Source organism: Acinetobacter sp. NRRL B-65365 (genome assembly GCF_001605865.1).
Taxonomy (GTDB): Bacteria; Pseudomonadota; Gammaproteobacteria; order Pseudomonadales; family Moraxellaceae; genus Acinetobacter; species Acinetobacter vivianii.
Genome location: NZ_LRPD01000007.1, coordinates 26,062 through 42,065, shown reverse-complemented (window position 1 = coordinate 42,065; position 16,004 = coordinate 26,062). Strand labels below are relative to the sequence as shown.

Here is a 16,004-nt window from a genome sequence, read left to right as displayed (position 1 = left end):
CAAAACTTAGTTAAATGAAACTGTTGGTGCTTGTTGAGCAGACTGTTCCGCCTTGAAGTTTTCTTTGGTTTTCATGCCAATCACTTTAGCGGTCAAAGCTTGAGGGAATTGACGTACATAGCCGTTATAGTCCTGAACAGTTGTAATATAACGGTTACGGGCAACCGCAATACGGTTTTCAGTGCCTTCTAGTTGAGCTTGAAGATCACGGAACTGCTCATTGGCTTTCAGATCAGGATAGTTTTCTGAAACGGCGATCAAACGCGACAATGCACCCGTCAATTGGCTTTGTGCCTGTTGATATTTCTCAAATAGGGCAGGATCTTCCAGCACCTCTTTATCGACTTTCAAACCAGCAACATTCGAACGCGCCTGAGTCACCTCAGTCAGCACTTGTTCTTCATGTTTGGCATAACCTTTTACGACATTAACCAGATTAGGTACAAGGTCAGCACGGCGCTGATACTGGTTCTGTACTTCAGACCAAGATGCACTTACCGCCTCATCTTTCACTTGCAAAGTGTTATAACCACAACCTGTGAACAGGAGTGTGCTTGCCAATACGGTTGCGAGTGCTGTTTGCTTAATTGCTTTCATAAAAATTTATCCTCAGGTTTTTCTTTATATTTTTGCGATAGTTCATTGTAATGTGATTTTTTACTGGCTGTGTAACATTTATTAAAGTTGATTTATCACTGTTTAAATAAAAAAGGCATTACTCAACGATATTGATGTAATGCCATGCTAAGCAAACTTTATTTTTAAATGCGGCGATTAACTATACAGTTGAGAGGCTGTTCCCTCCTGAAAACTCACCATGCCATATTCATCCGCCATACGCGCTTTCCAGTAATTGACCAATTGCGTGTAATCATGTTTTGCAGGATGAAAATCGGCCTGATAATAGGACAAATACTCTGGAATTAGTTGAATCAACATTTTCGCCAATAAGTAAGTGCCAAACAGATTGCCACCCAGCTTCGGTAAGCTTTTCCATTTATCCTGCCAGATGAGTCGTGAAGTCGCATAGAAAGTGAGGCTGGCAAAGCCTGTAGTCACACTACGCATCAATAGACGGCGGATACGGTCATCACCATAGACTTCCTGATAGACATCAAAAGCCACTGAACGATGCTCAATTTCTTCAATGGCATGCCATACCCACAATTTCATCGCATCATCATCCAGCGTACTTAAAATTTCTGGATGTTTCAGAATATAGCCACCTAACATTGCAGTGAAATGTTCAAAAGCACAGGTCAAAGCCAACTGTAATTTAGGATGAATATTGCGGAGCAGATCATCCCGTTTCGCCAGCCATGCCTGAAAACGGTCTAAATTATAATCATCCCGTCGCCATGCATCATTAAACTCGGTATGCGCTTTGGAATGCATCGCTTCTTGCCCAATAAAGGCCGCAATTTGTGCCTGTAATTGTGGATCTTTGACTTTGTCACGAACATTACGGACGCTATTCACAAAGTACTGTTCGCCAATTGGGAAGGTCGAAGAAAGTGCGGTCAGTAGATGTGACATGACAGGTGAATTGGCAAAATAATGGCGTTTGATTTTTTCTGGATTAAATTGCAAACGACGCACGGTAATCCCCAACGCTTTGGGGCGATTTAAATAGCTTTTTTCTACATTCGCATTTGCAAGGGCCATCGTGATTACCTTGTTCATTTTATAGTCCGTCTTCGAGTATTGCGCTGTACAAACATCTAGGACAGGGCAAAAAAGCTTAGAAGATTTGCCAAAACTACCAAAATGACAAGATGAAAAAAATAAAGCCTGCATTGAGCAGGCTTTATTTCAATAGATTCTATCTTGTGTTGATTAAACGCCAAGATAATCCAGAATACCTTCCGCAGCTTGACGGCCTTCCCAGATCGCAGTCACAACCAGATCAGAACCACGTACCATGTCACCACCCGCAAAGATTTTTGGGTTAGAAGTCTGGAACTTGAACTCTTGCTGTTCAGCGGCAACAACGCGACCTGAACCATCGAGGCTCACATTTGCACCACCAAACCAGTCTGCTGGGCTAGGACGGAAACCGAAGGCAAGTAATACCGCATCTGCTGGCAAGATTTCCTCTGAACCAGGAACAGGCTCAGGGCTACGGCGACCACGGCTGTCTGGTGCACCCATTTGTGTGGTTACAACCTTAACGCCAGTGACTTTGCCATTCTCACCCATAATCTCGATTGGCTGACGGTTGAACAGGAATTTCACACCCTCTTCATAGGCATTTTTTACTTCGCGCGCAGAACCCGGCATGTTGCTTTCGTCACGACGGTAAGCACAGGTTACATCATGCGCACCTTGACGCAATGAAGTACGGTTACAGTCCATCGCGGTATCACCACCACCCAATACGATGACTTTCTTGCCATCGACGCTGATGTATTCGCTTGGATCTTTTTCCCAGCCTTGGCAACGGTTGACATTGGCAATCAGGAAGTCTAATGCATCGTAAACACCATTCAAGTCTTCACCCGGGAAACCACCTTTCATATAGGTATAGGTTCCCATGCCCATGAACACAGCATCGTATTCAGCAAGCAATTGTTCAATGGTGACATCAACGCCAATCTCGGTATTTAAGCGGAACTCGATGCCCATACCAGTAAAGATTTCGCGACGACGTTTCATCACATCTTTTTCCATTTTAAATTCTGGAATACCGAATGTGAGCAAACCACCAATTTCAGGGCGTTTATCAAATACGACTGGCTTGACACCACCACGCGCCAAAATATCAGCACAACCTAAGCCCGCTGGGCCTGCACCAATAATCGCAACTTTTTTATTGGTCCACTTTACCCCAGACATGTCTGGACGCCAGCCCAAAGCGAAAGCAGTATCATTGATATATTTTTCAGCATTACCAATGGTGACTGCACCAAAACCATCATTTAAGGTACAAGCACCTTCACATAAACGGTCTTGTGGGCATACACGGCCACAAACTTCCGGCAAGGTGTTGGTTTGGTGGCAAAGTTCAGCTGCTTGGAAAATCTGGCCTTCTGCAATCAGTTTTAACCAGTTTGGAATGTAGTTATGTACCGGACATTTCCATTCACAATACGGGTTACCACAGCCTAAACAACGGTGGGTCTGATTCGCAGCCACTTCCGCAGTAAAAGGTTTATAAATTTCCACAAACTCTGCCTTGCGGACAGTAATATCTTTTTTCTCTGGATCTTGGCGTGCTACATCCAGAAATTGAAAGTCATTATTAAGGCGCTCTGCCATGTCTCTCTCCGTGGGTAGGCGCAGCGATGTCCCTCATCTCTGCACCTGCCTATGTCTATGCAGTCGTGGAATTATTGTGGATCAGCTTGGGTTGTTTTCAAAAGCGTCTGTAAATTAGCAGCTTTTGGTTTCACCAGCCAGAACTTACGACTATAGAAGTCGAACTCATTACGGATCTTGTAAGCCCATGCACTACCCGTCTCCTGAATATGTTCATCCAAAATACGGAGTAGGTTTTCTTTGTGGTCTTCCATCGCTTCTGTAGAGATACGATTCAGATCAATAAGTTCGTGGTTATAGTAGTCGACAAAGTCATTATCAAGGTCGAGTACATACGCAAAACCACCAGTCATACCTGCACCGAAGTTATGACCCACTTTACCTAATACGGTTACCACACCACCCGTCATATATTCACAACAGTGGTCGCCCGCACCCTCAATAACCGCAAATGCGCCTGAGTTACGAACCGCGAAACGCTCACCAGCAGTTCCCGCAGCAAAGACTTTACCGCCAGTCGCACCATATAAACAGGTGTTACCAATAATTGCGGTATTTTGGGTCTGGAACGGCGAACCTTTTGGTGGGAAGATCGATACACGACCACCAGCCATACCTTTACCGACATAGTCGTTGGCATCACCTTCAAGTTTGATATGCAAACCACCCGCATTCCATACCCCGAGTGACTGACCCGCAGTACCGATCAGGTTCATGACCACTGGATTATTTTCCATACCCAGATTGCCATAACGACGTGCAATCTCACCTGAGATACGCGCACCAATTGAACGGTCACAGTTACCTACAGTGAAGTTGAATGAACCACCTGTACCCGCTTCAATTGCTGGCAACATTTCTGCTACCATTTGCTCAGCCAAGATACCTTTATCAAATGGTGCATTGCCCTGAACTTGGCAATATTGCGCCTTACCGTCAGCAGCAGGATGTGAGGTTAATAATGCACTGAGATCAAGATGTGCATGTTTGTCTGTTTCACCCGGTAATACTTCGAGTAAATCAACACGACCAATCAAGTCTTTCAGTGAGGCAACACCCAATGCAGCCAACCATTCACGCGTTTCTTCTGCAATAAACTTGAAGAAGTTGATCAGCATTTCAGGTTCACCAATATAGTGTTCCTGACGTAAATGATCTTGTTGTGTTGCAACACCCGTTGCACAGTTGTTCAAGTGACAGATACGCAGGTATTTACAGCCCAATGCGATCATTGGCGTAGAACCGAAACCGAAGCTTTCCGCACCTAAAATAGCCGCCTTGATGACATCCAGACCCGTTTTCAAACCACCATCGGTTTGTACACGAACCTTGCCACGCAAGTCATTTACACGGAGTGCTTGATGCGCTTCGCTTAGACCCAATTCCCACGGTGAACCCGCATGGTGAATCGATGAAAGTGGTGATGCCGCCGTACCACCATCATAACCTGAAATGGTAATGAAGTCGGCATACGCTTTTGCAACACCCGCAGCAATTGTTCCAACACCCGGTTCAGATACCAGTTTGACTGATACCATCGCTTGAGGATTGACCTGTTTTAAGTCAAAGATCAATTGCGATAAATCTTCAATCGAATAAATATCATGATGCGGTGGTGGTGAAATCAAGGTAACACCGGGTACTGAGTAACGTAAACGTGCAATTAAGCCATTCACTTTACCACCTGGTAACTGACCACCCTCACCCGGTTTTGCACCTTGCGCTACTTTGATCTGTAATACTTCAGCAGATGTTAGGTAAGCTGGCGTTACACCAAAACGACCTGATGCAATCTGTTTGATTTTCGAGTTACGAATCGTGCCATAACGAGCAGGATCTTCACCGCCCTCACCCGAGTTCGAACGACCACCAATGGTATTCATAGCAATCGCAATCGCTTCATGTGCTTCTGGTGATAATGCACCTAAAGACATCCCCGCAGAGTCAAAACGTGGCAGAATTTCTTCAATCGTTTCAACCTGATCAATCGCAATTCCGTCCGTGGTTTTTAACTTGAATAAATCACGAATCGTTGCAACTGGACGGTTATTAACCAGTTCTGCATATTCTTTAAAGTCTTGATATTGGCCTGAACGTACAGCTTTATGCAAGGCATTGATCACGTCTGGGTTAAACGCATGGTACTCTTTACCAAATACGAATTTAAGCAAACCACCTTGATCAATCGGCTTACGGTTCTGCCAAGCAGTCGTTGCCAATTTCTTCTGGTCATTTTCCAGATCTACAAACGTTGCACCTTGAATACGGCTTGGTACGCCAAGGAAACATTTATCAACCACTTCAGAAGATAAACCGACTGCTTCAAATAACTGACCGCCACGGTAAGAGGCAACCGTTGAGATACCCATTTTAGAAAGAACTTTGAGTAAACCTTTCTCAATCCCTTTACGGAAGTTTGCTTGTGAATGGATTGGGTCACCCAATAATTCGCCTTTAGCAACCAAGTCATTGATGACATCATAAGCCAAATATGGATATACCGCAGTCGCACCAAAGCCTAGCAATACCGCAAACTGATGTGGATCACGTGCAAAACCTGTTTCAACTAAAATGTTCGCATCAGTACGCAAACCCGTTTTAATCAAATGATGGTGTACTGCACCTGTTGCCAATGCAGAGTTTGCAGGCAAGAAGCCTTCACGGAAGTTTTTATCTGTTAATACAATCAGTGTTTTGCCATCACGTACCGCCTGTGCTGATTCTTCACAGATACGTGCGATTGCTGCTTGTAAACCTTCAGTTTCAGCATAGTTCAGATCAATATCAACTACACCATAGCCTTCGCGCTCTTTTTCAACATCGCGAAGCTGCTGCATTTTTGAATTAGACAATACAGGGCTTGAAATGATGATACGGTCGGCATGCTCTGGGCCTTGCTCGAACACGTTCTGTTCACGGCCTAAACAGGTTTCCAGTGACATTACGATCGATTCACGTAATGGATCGATTGGCGGGTTGGTGACTTGAGCAAACTGCTGACGGAAATAGTCAGAAACATGGCGCACTTGACGAGACAATACCGCCATTGGGGTATCATCACCCATTGAACCCACAGCTTCCTGACCGCTTTCTGCAATTGGACGTAACAATTGATCGCGCTCTTCAAATGTTACCATGAACATTTTTTGTGCTGCTTTTAACTTATCTCCTGTTAGACCTTGATCCACCAGTTGCTCTTCAAGCTGTGGATTTGCCTGTAAGCGAATCGCATGATCACGCAACCATTCACGGTATGGACGCATGTTTTTCAGGTGATTGCTGACATCTTTAGTATCAAGCACTTTGCCAGTTAAAGTATCAACCACGAGGATTTGACCAGGGCCAACACGGCCTTTAGACACGACATCTTCTGGCTCATAACCCCACACGCCGATTTCAGAAGCAAGTGTGATGTAATCATTTTTTGTGATTACCCAACGCGCTGGACGTAGACCATTACGGTCAAGCATACAGATCGCATGACGACCATCCTGAATCACCAGACCTGCTGGGCCATCCCATGCTTCCATGTGCTTCGAGTTGAACTCATAGAAGGCACGTAAGTCAGCATCCAGAGTTTCAACGTTTTGCCATGCTGGTGGAACCAGCATACGCAGTGCACGGAACAGATCCATGCCACCGCCAACAAGAATTTCAAGCATGTTATCTAGGCTTGATGAATCCGAACCTGTACGGTTTACGATCGGATTTAACTCAGTCAGACCTGGAAGTAATGCATTTTCAAATTTTGGTGTACGTGCCAATGCCCAGTTACGGTTCGCCGTAATGGTATTAATCTCACCATTATGTGCAAGGTAACGGAATGGCTGTGCCAATGGCCAACGTGGCAAGGTATTGGTTGAGAAACGTTGGTGGAACACCACGATATGTGATTTTAAGCGCTCGTCAGCCAAGTCGGTATAGAAGTCAGCAATCGCTGCTGGCATCATCAGACCTTTATAGCTGATCACTGTAGTCGCTAATGTGGTCACATAGAATAATGGATCATTTTGTAATTTTTGTTCTGCACGACGACGGGCCAAGAAGAGCTTACGGTTAAACTCAACTTCGGTTAAGCCCATTGGGCAGTTCACGAGAATCTGTTCAAATGCAGGTAAAGATTGAAGTGCAATCTCACCTAATGCATCGTTATTGGTTGGAATGACACGCCATGCTGCAACGGTCAGGCCCGCAGCTTCGATTTCCTTATTTAAAATGTTTTTCGCATTTTGCGCTAAAGCAGGATCAATATTTAAAAATACCGTACCAGCAGCAAAAATCTCAGTCAGGTTGGTTCCCAGTTTCTGAGCTTCGTCACGGAAAAATTGTTTCGGCATCGCCAATAACAATCCGCACCCATCTCCTGTTTTACCATCCGCGGCAATACCACCACGGTGCGTCATGCAACTTAAACTGTGAATCGCAGTTTCGACCAGATGATGGCTTGATTCACCCTTCATGTGGGCAATCAGACCAAAACCACAGTTATCCTTAAACTCGTCAGGCTGATATAAACCTTGAGCGGGAGCTACAGTATTAGGCGATGGCATGTGCATAGCGTACCCTTCTTTCAACATGGCTCTTTCGAGCAACAAACATTCAATTCATTTTCTGCGATATTGCCGATCAACTCATTTAAAGTTCAATGCTTCGCGAAAACATTTTTACTGGCGGATTTGCAATATACGCCTTTCTTTTTAAAGACGCAGTGCATTTCGCCATCTAAAGTGTTTTCAGTTATTACACCCTCAAAAAAGTTTGTAAAGCACAAAAACTTTCCATTTCACTAAACTAATGAATCATTTAGTACCAAAAGGCGCAATGAGCAGACAAATTAGCACCACAAGAATGCAAAAAACATGCCATGTAAAATAGGATTTACTAAATCATTAAAAAAATTAAAATAACTTTAAATTATAAGGGGCAAAGAACTTGCCCCTAGTTATAAAACGCACCAAAAAAAATCATGTTGCTATAAAAAGAATCACTTCTGCACAATTTTAGTGCAACATCAATTAAATGGATCGCTTACTTCTCGTTTAGAAGAATCTGAATTTTCTTTTATTTTTTCAGCATTTGTCGGTGCTGGAGGGGCCGATTGGCTTTGTTTAACGTTAACGACATTACCTTGTGCATCACGTTGAGTCACAGTCGTTTTAACAGTTGTTGATGAATCTGCCGCCCGATTGCTCGTTGCTGGTGCTCGATTCATTAACAAGGTTTCATCCACTCTAGGCAGTGCTGCAGGTCTTAACTGTACTGCATAAAGCTGATTGGTCGCCGATTTCATTTCATCAGAGCCCAAATCATTCACAAACTCAGCATATGTTGTCAGCTGTTGTGCTTTCGGCTTTATCGACTCAGGAAGTGTCAGATTGAGCTGGGCAAATTGACGGGTGGCTTCTTCTGCATTTGAAAAAGCACCATAAGTAAGCACATATTGCTCAACCTGATCTTCACCACTCAGACGGAAATAAACAAACTTCTTGCGATCAGCTCGATTTAACAAGAAATTTTTAATAATTGCTTCATCTGAACTGCGGAAAATTTCCATCGTCCACTGACGTTGATTATCCTTAACATATTTGGTTCCACGGAATTCAGGCGCATGATCATTAGAGACAACAACACGTGTCGTGGTATCTAATGGCTTCACCTCATCCGAGAGTGCACCCAGATGTGCAGTCGCAGCCACCTTTTCAGGTTGAATCTGAACCTGTGTTTCCGTTTCAGTCGGCTGTTGCTCTTTGACCAGGGCTTTAGTATCCGTAACGCCCCAGAATATCAATGCAGCAATTAAACAAGCCAACGCGAAAACGAGCCAGCTATATTGTTGAATATTTTGCCAAATTGATCGTGACACAGCCATGCTTTACCCAAATAATTAATTATGCAGATTGATTTGCAAGAATAGATTGTTTCATTAACTCAACGTCAAAGTCTTTGGTAATCACCGCCTGACCTAATGTTTTCAATAAAACCAGACGTAACTGCCCATTTAAGACTTTTTTATCATGCGACATATAAGCCAAGAATTCATCTAATGGAATTTTTGGACATGATATCGGTAAATTGGCGCGTTGAATGATATTTTTTGTACGTTGCACATCTTCGGCTGAAATCCAACCTAAACGATGAGACAAATCTGCTGCCATCACCATACCCGTAGCTACAGCTTCACCATGCAACCATGTGCCGTAACCCAGATAAGATTCAATCGCGTGTCCAAAAGTATGCCCAAGATTGAGTAAGGCACGCTCGCCCTGCTCTTTTTCATCGTTTGCAACAATACGAGCTTTATGTGCGCATGAGCGATACACCGCTTCTGCTAATAAATTTGCATCACGTGCAACCAAAGCATCCATGTTCTGTTCTAACCAGACCAGAAAATCAACATCACCCAATAAGGCATATTTAATGACTTCTGACAGGCCCGCAGACAGTTCGCGATCTGGCAAAGTCTCTAGCTGAGCCATATCCGCCAGCACCACTTGTGGCTGCTGGAAAGCACCCAGCATATTCTTGCCCAACGGATGGTTAATACCCGTTTTGCCACCTACGCTTGAGTCAACCTGTGACAACAAGGTGGTCGGCACCTGAACAAAATAGACGCCACGCTGGAAACAGGCTGAGGCAAAACCTGCCATATCGCCAATGACACCACCACCCAGAGCCAATACGGTACAATCCCGATTAAAGCCTGCTTCAAGCAAAGCATCGAAAATAAGATTCAAATGCTGAAGGTCTTTATATTTCTCACCATCTGGCAAAATGCATTGAGCGACTTGTTTATCAAGCTGAGTCAAGGCATCCATATAATGTTGTAAATATAAAGGCGCAACCGTTGAGTTAGACACCAGCATGACTTGTCGACCATGTAAATAAGGCTCAAGCAATTCTTTTGGATCTAAATGACTACCAATAAATATTGGATAACGACGATCACCCAACTCAACATGTAACGTTTGCATAATGACAACCAACCAGCGATTACTTAACTTGTTTAGATAAAATGACGTGCAAGATACGTTGTGCTAAATCCCGTGCGGCACCTTGATTTGTTTCAATGACATAGTGTGCGACCTCGCGATATAAAGGATCACGCAGTGCCAATAAGTCACGTAGTTTTTGCTCTGGATTTTCGACTTGTAATAAAGGGCGATTTTTATCGCGATAGGTTCGCTGTAGTTGTAACTCTACAGGAGTATAAAGATAAACAACGATTCCACGCTGTTTAAGAAATTCTCGGTTTTTCACTTGGGTGACTGCGCCACCGCCTGTAGCCAATACCAATAATGGACGAGAGGTTAAGTCATTCAATACATTGGTTTCGCGTAACCGAAATCCGACTTCCCCTTCTTTTTCAAAAATCCATGGAATTGTGGCACCTGTTTTACGTTCGATTTCATGATCGCTATCAATAAAATCACGGCCTAGCAATTCTGCTAAATGCCGGCCAACTGTTGTTTTTCCTGCCCCCATTGGCCCTACCAAATAAATATTTGGTAGGGTTTCAAACGCTTTGCTTGGCAACGCGCCACCTATATGAATTGCGATTATTGAAAATATATTAATGATTTCTGGTTAAAGTGTCATTAACAATTCTCGGCGTAATAAAAATAAGTAGCTCACGTTTATTGTCTGTTTTCAAGTCACGGCGGAATAAGCGTCCGACATAAGGTAAGTCACCCAAGAATGGTACTTTCACTTGAGAACTGATATTTTCCTGCTCAAAAATACCACCAAGCACTACGGTTTCACCATTATCCACCAGTACATTGGTATCGATCTGGTTTTTATTAATGGTGAGCTGTCCTGTTGGTGTCGGCGTACTTTGCGAGTCTTTGGTAATGTTCAGCTTCATCATGACTTTACCGTCAGGAGTAATGCTTGGTGTCACATCCAGACTTAAGGTCGCATCAATAAACTCTGTTTTAGGCACGGCATTCGCACCACCACCCGTTGATGAGGTATAAGGAATTTTCTTACCTGATTCAATTTTTGCAGCTTGCTTGTCGGCAGTCATGACTTTCGGTGTCGAAATCACTTCGCCATAGCCATCGGCTTGTACCGCTGAAAGTTCTAAATCCAGCATAAAGTCTGACAGGCTAATTAAACCAAAAGCAATACGGCTTGCCCCAGGTGTAACTGCACCCAAGTCGACATTCAGGTTATCTGGACGTTCAATTTCATATTTCCAGCCACCTGTATCGCTATCTTTTTCAGGCTTTCTTAAATCCCATAATGTCTGATCACTACCGCCCACTAACAGGTCATTATTTTTAGTAATCCCTTGAGACAAGATTCCCCATTTTACGCCCATCTCTTTGGTAAAATCGGTACTGGCACTGACAATACGCGCTTCAATCATGACCTGTTTAACCGATACGTCTAGCAGATCAACCATCTTACGGATCTGGTCAATTTTCTGAGAAGTATCATTCACGATTAAGGTATTGGTACGCGGGTCAATCGAAATAGTTCCGCGAGGACTTAACAAACCACCCGCTAAATTGTCATTGCTGATTGAGTTTGAAGAATTACCATTGTTGGAGTTCGCATTCTTCCCTTGGGTAATCAGCTTTTCAATATCCGCTGCTTTTGCATAACTTAAAGTAATATATTCAGTTTGTAGAGGCGCCAGTTTCACGCTTTGTGCCTGCGCTTTCGCTTCTTCTTCCTCAGCCTTAATCAGCTCTGAAACTGGTGCAATCCAGATCACATTACCATTACGACGCTTGTCCAGATTCTTGGTTTTCAAGACAATATCCAAAGCCTGATCCCACGGCACATCTTTAAGACGTAAGGTGATATTACCTTGCACCGTATCTGCGGCCACCATATTGATACCGGTAAAGTCTGCAAGTAACTGCAATACACGACGGACTTCAATATCCTGGAAGTCTAAAGAAATTTTATTCCCAGTATAGGTTTGTGTCTTGGCCTTGGTCGGTGATTTATCTTCAGGACGCTTTAAGCTGATGGTCAGTTTATTTTCTGCCTGATAAGCCATATATTCATAGCTACCCGCAGACTGAATGGTGATGACACCATTGCCCTTGTCGTTATAGGCATCAATACTTGCGACAGGCGTTGCGAAGTCATTGGTATTTAAACGACGAGCCAAATGCGTCGGGATTTTATTCCCCATGGTACGCACAACAATTTTACTGCCTTGCTGTTGTACATCTACAGGTGTGTTATTCCCTAATAAATCAATAACCACCAGCCCTTCGCCTTGATTGCCACGCTGGAAACCAATATTGGAAATACCTTGTTGCGCCTGACGCACAGCAGCGACTGGAGCAGCCATTGCCGCAGGCTTGGCTGAATTAATTTTCAATACAAAAGTATTGCCTTCCACACGTGTCGTAAATGCACCAGCATCTTTCAAATTCACAATCACACGAGAACGTTGGTCATCTGCCGCAACTTCAACAGAACTTGCTTCATTGGTTGAAACTGGAATAGAAGTTTGTTTTAAAGTTTGTTGTGCTTTATCAAAATCCAGAATCAAGCGAGCAGGCTGTTCAAGCTGATAAGCTTGTGGTTGCGGTGGCAAACCATTAAACATGACGCGGATTTCTGTACCTTGTTCAGCCAAATTCATGGGTACAATATTGGTCATGCTGACTTGTGCTGATGCAACCTGCATCACAGCAAGCGTAATCGCAGCCATAGAAAATTGACGGAATGCATGATTCATGGTCTTCGCTTCCCCAAATAAAGAATCTTTAAACTGTTTTTTCATTGTTATTCCCTTAATCTTATGGTGCTGGTCCAATGAGAACGAGTGTTCGAGGTCTTTCTACGTAACCTTCTCGTCCATCAGGTACGATTTCCACCAAATCTATCTGAGTCGGGCTAATTTTAATGATGCGCCCCTGATTCATCCCCAAATAACTACCCACTTGTACGCGCTCGATTTGCCCATCAGGTGTTTGAATCAAAGCAATCGTCTCGCTGCTTCTGCCACGCATACTACCCTTCATATTTAATGATTCCAGCGCATAGCTCTCTAGAGGTTGTGGCTGACGATTAAAGTTCGGATACACACGTTTGCCTGCCATAATCTTTAACTCGGCAGCTAAAGAACTTGGCATAAATGGGCTTTTCAGCTGATGTGCCGAATAGTTAAATAACGGTACAGGTGTAAATACAGGTGCAGGTTCAATCGGTAAAGGCGGCTGATTTCGGATTTCAGCCATCTTCTGGTTGACTGCATCAATACGCGAATCACATCCAACCAACCCCAATCCAAGCAACAAGCTAAGTAGTAATTTATAATTATTCATGGCTTACTTTCCTCCTGCAGCAGGTGGATTATTTGTCGCTGCCGCAGCGGCATTGGCCTGATCATCCGCACCTACATAACGGTAGGTCTTGGCTTTCACAGTATAATTCACCACAGGAATATCAGATTTTTTCTGGGTATCTTCTTTTGCTTCAACCGTAAAGTCATGCAAAGTCACAATACGAGGCAAGGCTGCAATACCTGTCACAAACGCACCAAACGCATGGTAGTCACCTGTCGCATCGATACTGATTGGCTGCTCAATAAAGAACTCTTGTTTGACTTCATTTTCCAGACGGATATTTTTAAATTTCAGGCCAGAGTTGACACCCGTCAAGTTGATGTCTTCAACCAGACTCGGAATCTCTGTTTCTTTTGGTAGCTGTTCTAATTGTTGATTAAAATTCGCTTCCATTTCTTGCAACTGCGCTTGGTATTGTTGCAAGTTACGCAGTTTGGAATCTTTTTCTCTAAATTCATTCAGTAAGCTTTGTTCCTGTGCCTGAGCGTTCTCAATCGCTTCGAGCTGAGATTTAATCACCACAAAATAACCCAGTGCAATCACAGCTAAAAATACGAAGATCCAGCACGTGATTTTGACGGATAAAGGCCAACTGCCGTAATTGTTCATGTCCAGCGTATTAAATTGCTGGAAGAACTGCTCGACCGTCATTTTCTTTTTCTTGACAGCAACGGTGTCTTGATTCAATTCATCTTGGTTCATTTCGCGGTCCCCACTGCTACTGTCCCTGATGCTGCCTGTTCTGTTGTTGGTGCAGCCTCAACAGTTGTACCAATCTCACCCAAATCTACAGTGACAATAAAACTTCCATAATTTTCCTCAACCCGAGGAACCAGCGAGCTTGCTGCTTTATCTTTGTTTTTATCTTCATCTACTGCAAGGAATGAATTCATAAAGGCATTGCGATACCACGGCGAAGCCTCAAGATTACGCAACAGTTCAGCCACGGTATTCGGACTTTCTGCTTTACCTTCGATGGTGAATTTATCACCTGTACGCGTAAACTTGGTCAAGTACATGGTTGGTGGTGTGACGCGAACCAATTCATCCACTAGACGTACCGTAACTGGACGCTGACCTTGTAAACCCTGAATCAGCTTCATGCGCTCAATAATGGCATTACGGCGTTCTTGCAAACCATCCAGAGCTTTCAGTTGTGTATCCAGATTCTGATTGGTACTCACAATCAGCTGATTGGCCTGTTCCTGATCACTCAATTTATGATCAAAATACATCCATCCTGAAAACACCGATGCAACCCCTAATGCAGCAACCCCAACACAAAAAGCGACAAACTGTTTCTTTCTTTGTTCTCTTAGCTCATCACGCCAAGGGAGTAAGTTAATCTTTGCCATTAATCAAAACTCCTCATTGCCAAACCACATGCCACCATTAAAGAGGAAGCATCATTTTCAATTTTTTTAATATCAATTTGGGGAGAAAAACCCATTTGTAAAAATGGATTGGCAATGGTCACCCGGTAACCGAGCTTTTGTTGTAATAATTTCGCCAGACCAGGAATATTGGCATTCCCGCCAGCAAGTAAAATATGATCAATCTCATTGAATTGAGAAGATGAAAAGAAGAACTGGAGTGAACGTGCAGCTTGCTGAACGACTGCATCAAGGAAAGGTTCAAGCACTTCGGTATCATAATCGTCTGGCAGTGTTCTTTCTTTTTTGGCACGACCCGCTTCCTCAAAAGACAAGCCATAGCGACTTTGTACATCTTGAGTCAGTTGACGACCACCAAACACTTGCTCACGGGTATAGATAATTTTGCCTTTCTGCATCACAGAAAGCGTAGTCATGGTATGACCAATATCCAGAATACCGACCGTATTGGCACCCATTGGCAAGGTATCAGCAAAGACACTAAAAGCACGCTCCATTGCGTAACTTTCAACTTCGGCGATTTTTGCGGTGAGGCCAGCCAGTTCGAGAACTTCGACACGCGTATCTACATTTTCTGTTCGCGTGGCCACGAGCAGTACGTTTACCCGGTTTGCATTGGCCAAACGGTCAGGTAAAACTTCAAAATCCAGACTCACTTCATCTAACGGGAACGGAATGTATTGCTCAGCGTCCATACGGATCTGAACTTCACGTTCTTCATCCGACATGTCAGCATCCATTTCTATAATCTTGTTAATGACCATAGAAGTAGGCACTGCAAATGCAACATTGGTGGTGTGAGGATTCGCAAGGTTGACGACTCTCTCAAGCGCATCACCCACCGCCTCTGGGTTCAGAATGCTTTTTTCCACTACACTATTTTCAGGTAATGGCATCACCGCATAACTTTCAACCCAATATCTACCGTTCTTTACAGAGAGCTCCAATAATTTAACAGTTGTCGAACTAATATCGACACCCACTAACCCCTTATTTGGTTTACGATATAACCTGAGCACAGTACTTTCCTATTTAT

The 16,004-nt window shown here is 43.7% G+C and carries 12 protein-coding genes; all 12 read right to left on the bottom strand.

Annotated elements, in window-relative coordinates:
* Positions 1–6: 6 nt before the first annotated feature.
* The 12 genes from AWW72_RS04555 to AWW72_RS04500 all read right to left on the bottom strand — a co-directional run bounded on the left by AWW72_RS04555 (position 7) and on the right by AWW72_RS04500 (position 15,987).
* Complete coding sequence (locus AWW72_RS04555) at positions 7–597, bottom strand: LemA family protein (protein WP_004776042.1); 591 nt, start codon at positions 595–597, stop codon at positions 7–9.
* A gap of 177 nt (positions 598–774) precedes the next feature.
* Complete coding sequence (locus AWW72_RS04550; RefSeq protein WP_004776045.1) at positions 775–1,665, bottom strand: metal-dependent hydrolase; 891 nt, start codon at positions 1,663–1,665, stop codon at positions 775–777.
* Between the two features lie 171 nt (positions 1,666–1,836).
* Positions 1,837–3,258: a glutamate synthase small subunit GltD family protein gene (locus tag AWW72_RS04545; protein ID WP_062846566.1), complete on the bottom strand. Its 1,422-nt coding sequence runs from the start codon at positions 3,256–3,258 to the stop codon at positions 1,837–1,839.
* Between the two features lie 71 nt (positions 3,259–3,329).
* Complete coding sequence (gltB, locus tag AWW72_RS04540) at positions 3,330–7,808, bottom strand: glutamate synthase large subunit (protein ID WP_171254677.1); 4,479 nt, start codon at positions 7,806–7,808, stop codon at positions 3,330–3,332.
* Positions 7,809–8,269: 461 nt separating this feature from the next.
* Positions 8,270–9,127, bottom strand: coding sequence for a hypothetical protein (locus tag AWW72_RS04535; protein ID WP_047430324.1), 858 nt, complete (start codon positions 9,125–9,127; stop codon positions 8,270–8,272).
* 19 nt (positions 9,128–9,146) lie between these two features.
* Positions 9,147–10,229 carry a 3-dehydroquinate synthase gene (aroB, locus tag AWW72_RS04530; protein WP_005259989.1) on the bottom strand — a complete coding sequence of 361 codons (1,083 nt, stop codon included), beginning with the start codon at positions 10,227–10,229 and terminating at the stop codon, positions 9,147–9,149.
* Between the two features lie 19 nt (positions 10,230–10,248).
* Complete coding sequence (gene aroK / locus AWW72_RS04525) at positions 10,249–10,818, bottom strand: shikimate kinase AroK (protein WP_104021896.1); 570 nt, start codon at positions 10,816–10,818, stop codon at positions 10,249–10,251.
* Between the two features lie 10 nt (positions 10,819–10,828).
* Positions 10,829–12,964: a type IV pilus secretin PilQ gene (locus AWW72_RS04520; RefSeq protein ID WP_171254678.1), complete on the bottom strand. Its 2,136-nt coding sequence runs from the start codon at positions 12,962–12,964 to the stop codon at positions 10,829–10,831.
* 61 nt (positions 12,965–13,025) lie between these two features.
* A complete protein-coding gene (locus tag AWW72_RS04515; protein WP_004776058.1) occupies positions 13,026–13,553 on the bottom strand; it encodes a pilus assembly protein PilP in 528 nt (175 codons plus the stop codon).
* A 3-nt stretch (positions 13,554–13,556) separates the two neighbouring features.
* Positions 13,557–14,276, bottom strand: coding sequence for a type IV pilus inner membrane component PilO (locus AWW72_RS04510; RefSeq protein ID WP_004776059.1), 720 nt, complete (start codon positions 14,274–14,276; stop codon positions 13,557–13,559).
* The gene (locus AWW72_RS04505) at positions 14,273–14,929 is read right to left on the bottom strand and encodes a PilN domain-containing protein (RefSeq protein WP_004776060.1); all 657 of its coding nucleotides are present in this window, start codon (positions 14,927–14,929) and stop codon (positions 14,273–14,275) included. Before AWW72_RS04505 ends, AWW72_RS04510 begins: the two co-directional genes overlap by 4 nt.
* Positions 14,929–15,987 carry a pilus assembly protein PilM gene (locus tag AWW72_RS04500; protein WP_004776062.1) on the bottom strand — a complete coding sequence of 353 codons (1,059 nt, stop codon included), beginning with the start codon at positions 15,985–15,987 and terminating at the stop codon, positions 14,929–14,931. Before AWW72_RS04500 ends, AWW72_RS04505 begins: the two co-directional genes overlap by 1 nt.
* Positions 15,988–16,004 lie beyond the last annotated feature (17 nt).

Bases quoted from the DNA above. Each gene is read 5' to 3' on its own strand.
- gltB (WP_171254677.1), bottom strand. From the start codon at position 7,808: ATGCCATCGCCTAATACTGTAGCTCCCGCTCAAGGTTTATATCAGCCT.
- AWW72_RS04535 (WP_047430324.1), bottom strand. From the start codon at position 9,127: ATGGCTGTGTCACGATCAATTTGGCAAAATATTCAACAATATAGCTGG.
- AWW72_RS04555 (WP_004776042.1), bottom strand. From the start codon at position 597: ATGAAAGCAATTAAGCAAACAGCACTCGCAACCGTATTGGCAAGCACA.
- AWW72_RS04550 (WP_004776045.1), bottom strand. From the start codon at position 1,665: ATGGCCCTTGCAAATGCGAATGTAGAAAAAAGCTATTTAAATCGCCCC.
- aroB (WP_005259989.1), bottom strand. From the start codon at position 10,229: ATGCAAACGTTACATGTTGAGTTGGGTGATCGTCGTTATCCAATATTT.
- AWW72_RS04510 (WP_004776059.1), bottom strand. From the start codon at position 14,276: ATGAACCAAGATGAATTGAATCAAGACACCGTTGCTGTCAAGAAAAAG.
- AWW72_RS04515 (WP_004776058.1), bottom strand. From the start codon at position 13,553: ATGAATAATTATAAATTACTACTTAGCTTGTTGCTTGGATTGGGGTTG.
- AWW72_RS04520 (WP_171254678.1), bottom strand. From the start codon at position 12,964: ATGAATCATGCATTCCGTCAATTTTCTATGGCTGCGATTACGCTTGCT.
- AWW72_RS04505 (WP_004776060.1), bottom strand. From the start codon at position 14,929: ATGGCAAAGATTAACTTACTCCCTTGGCGTGATGAGCTAAGAGAACAA.
- AWW72_RS04545 (WP_062846566.1), bottom strand. From the start codon at position 3,258: ATGGCAGAGCGCCTTAATAATGACTTTCAATTTCTGGATGTAGCACGC.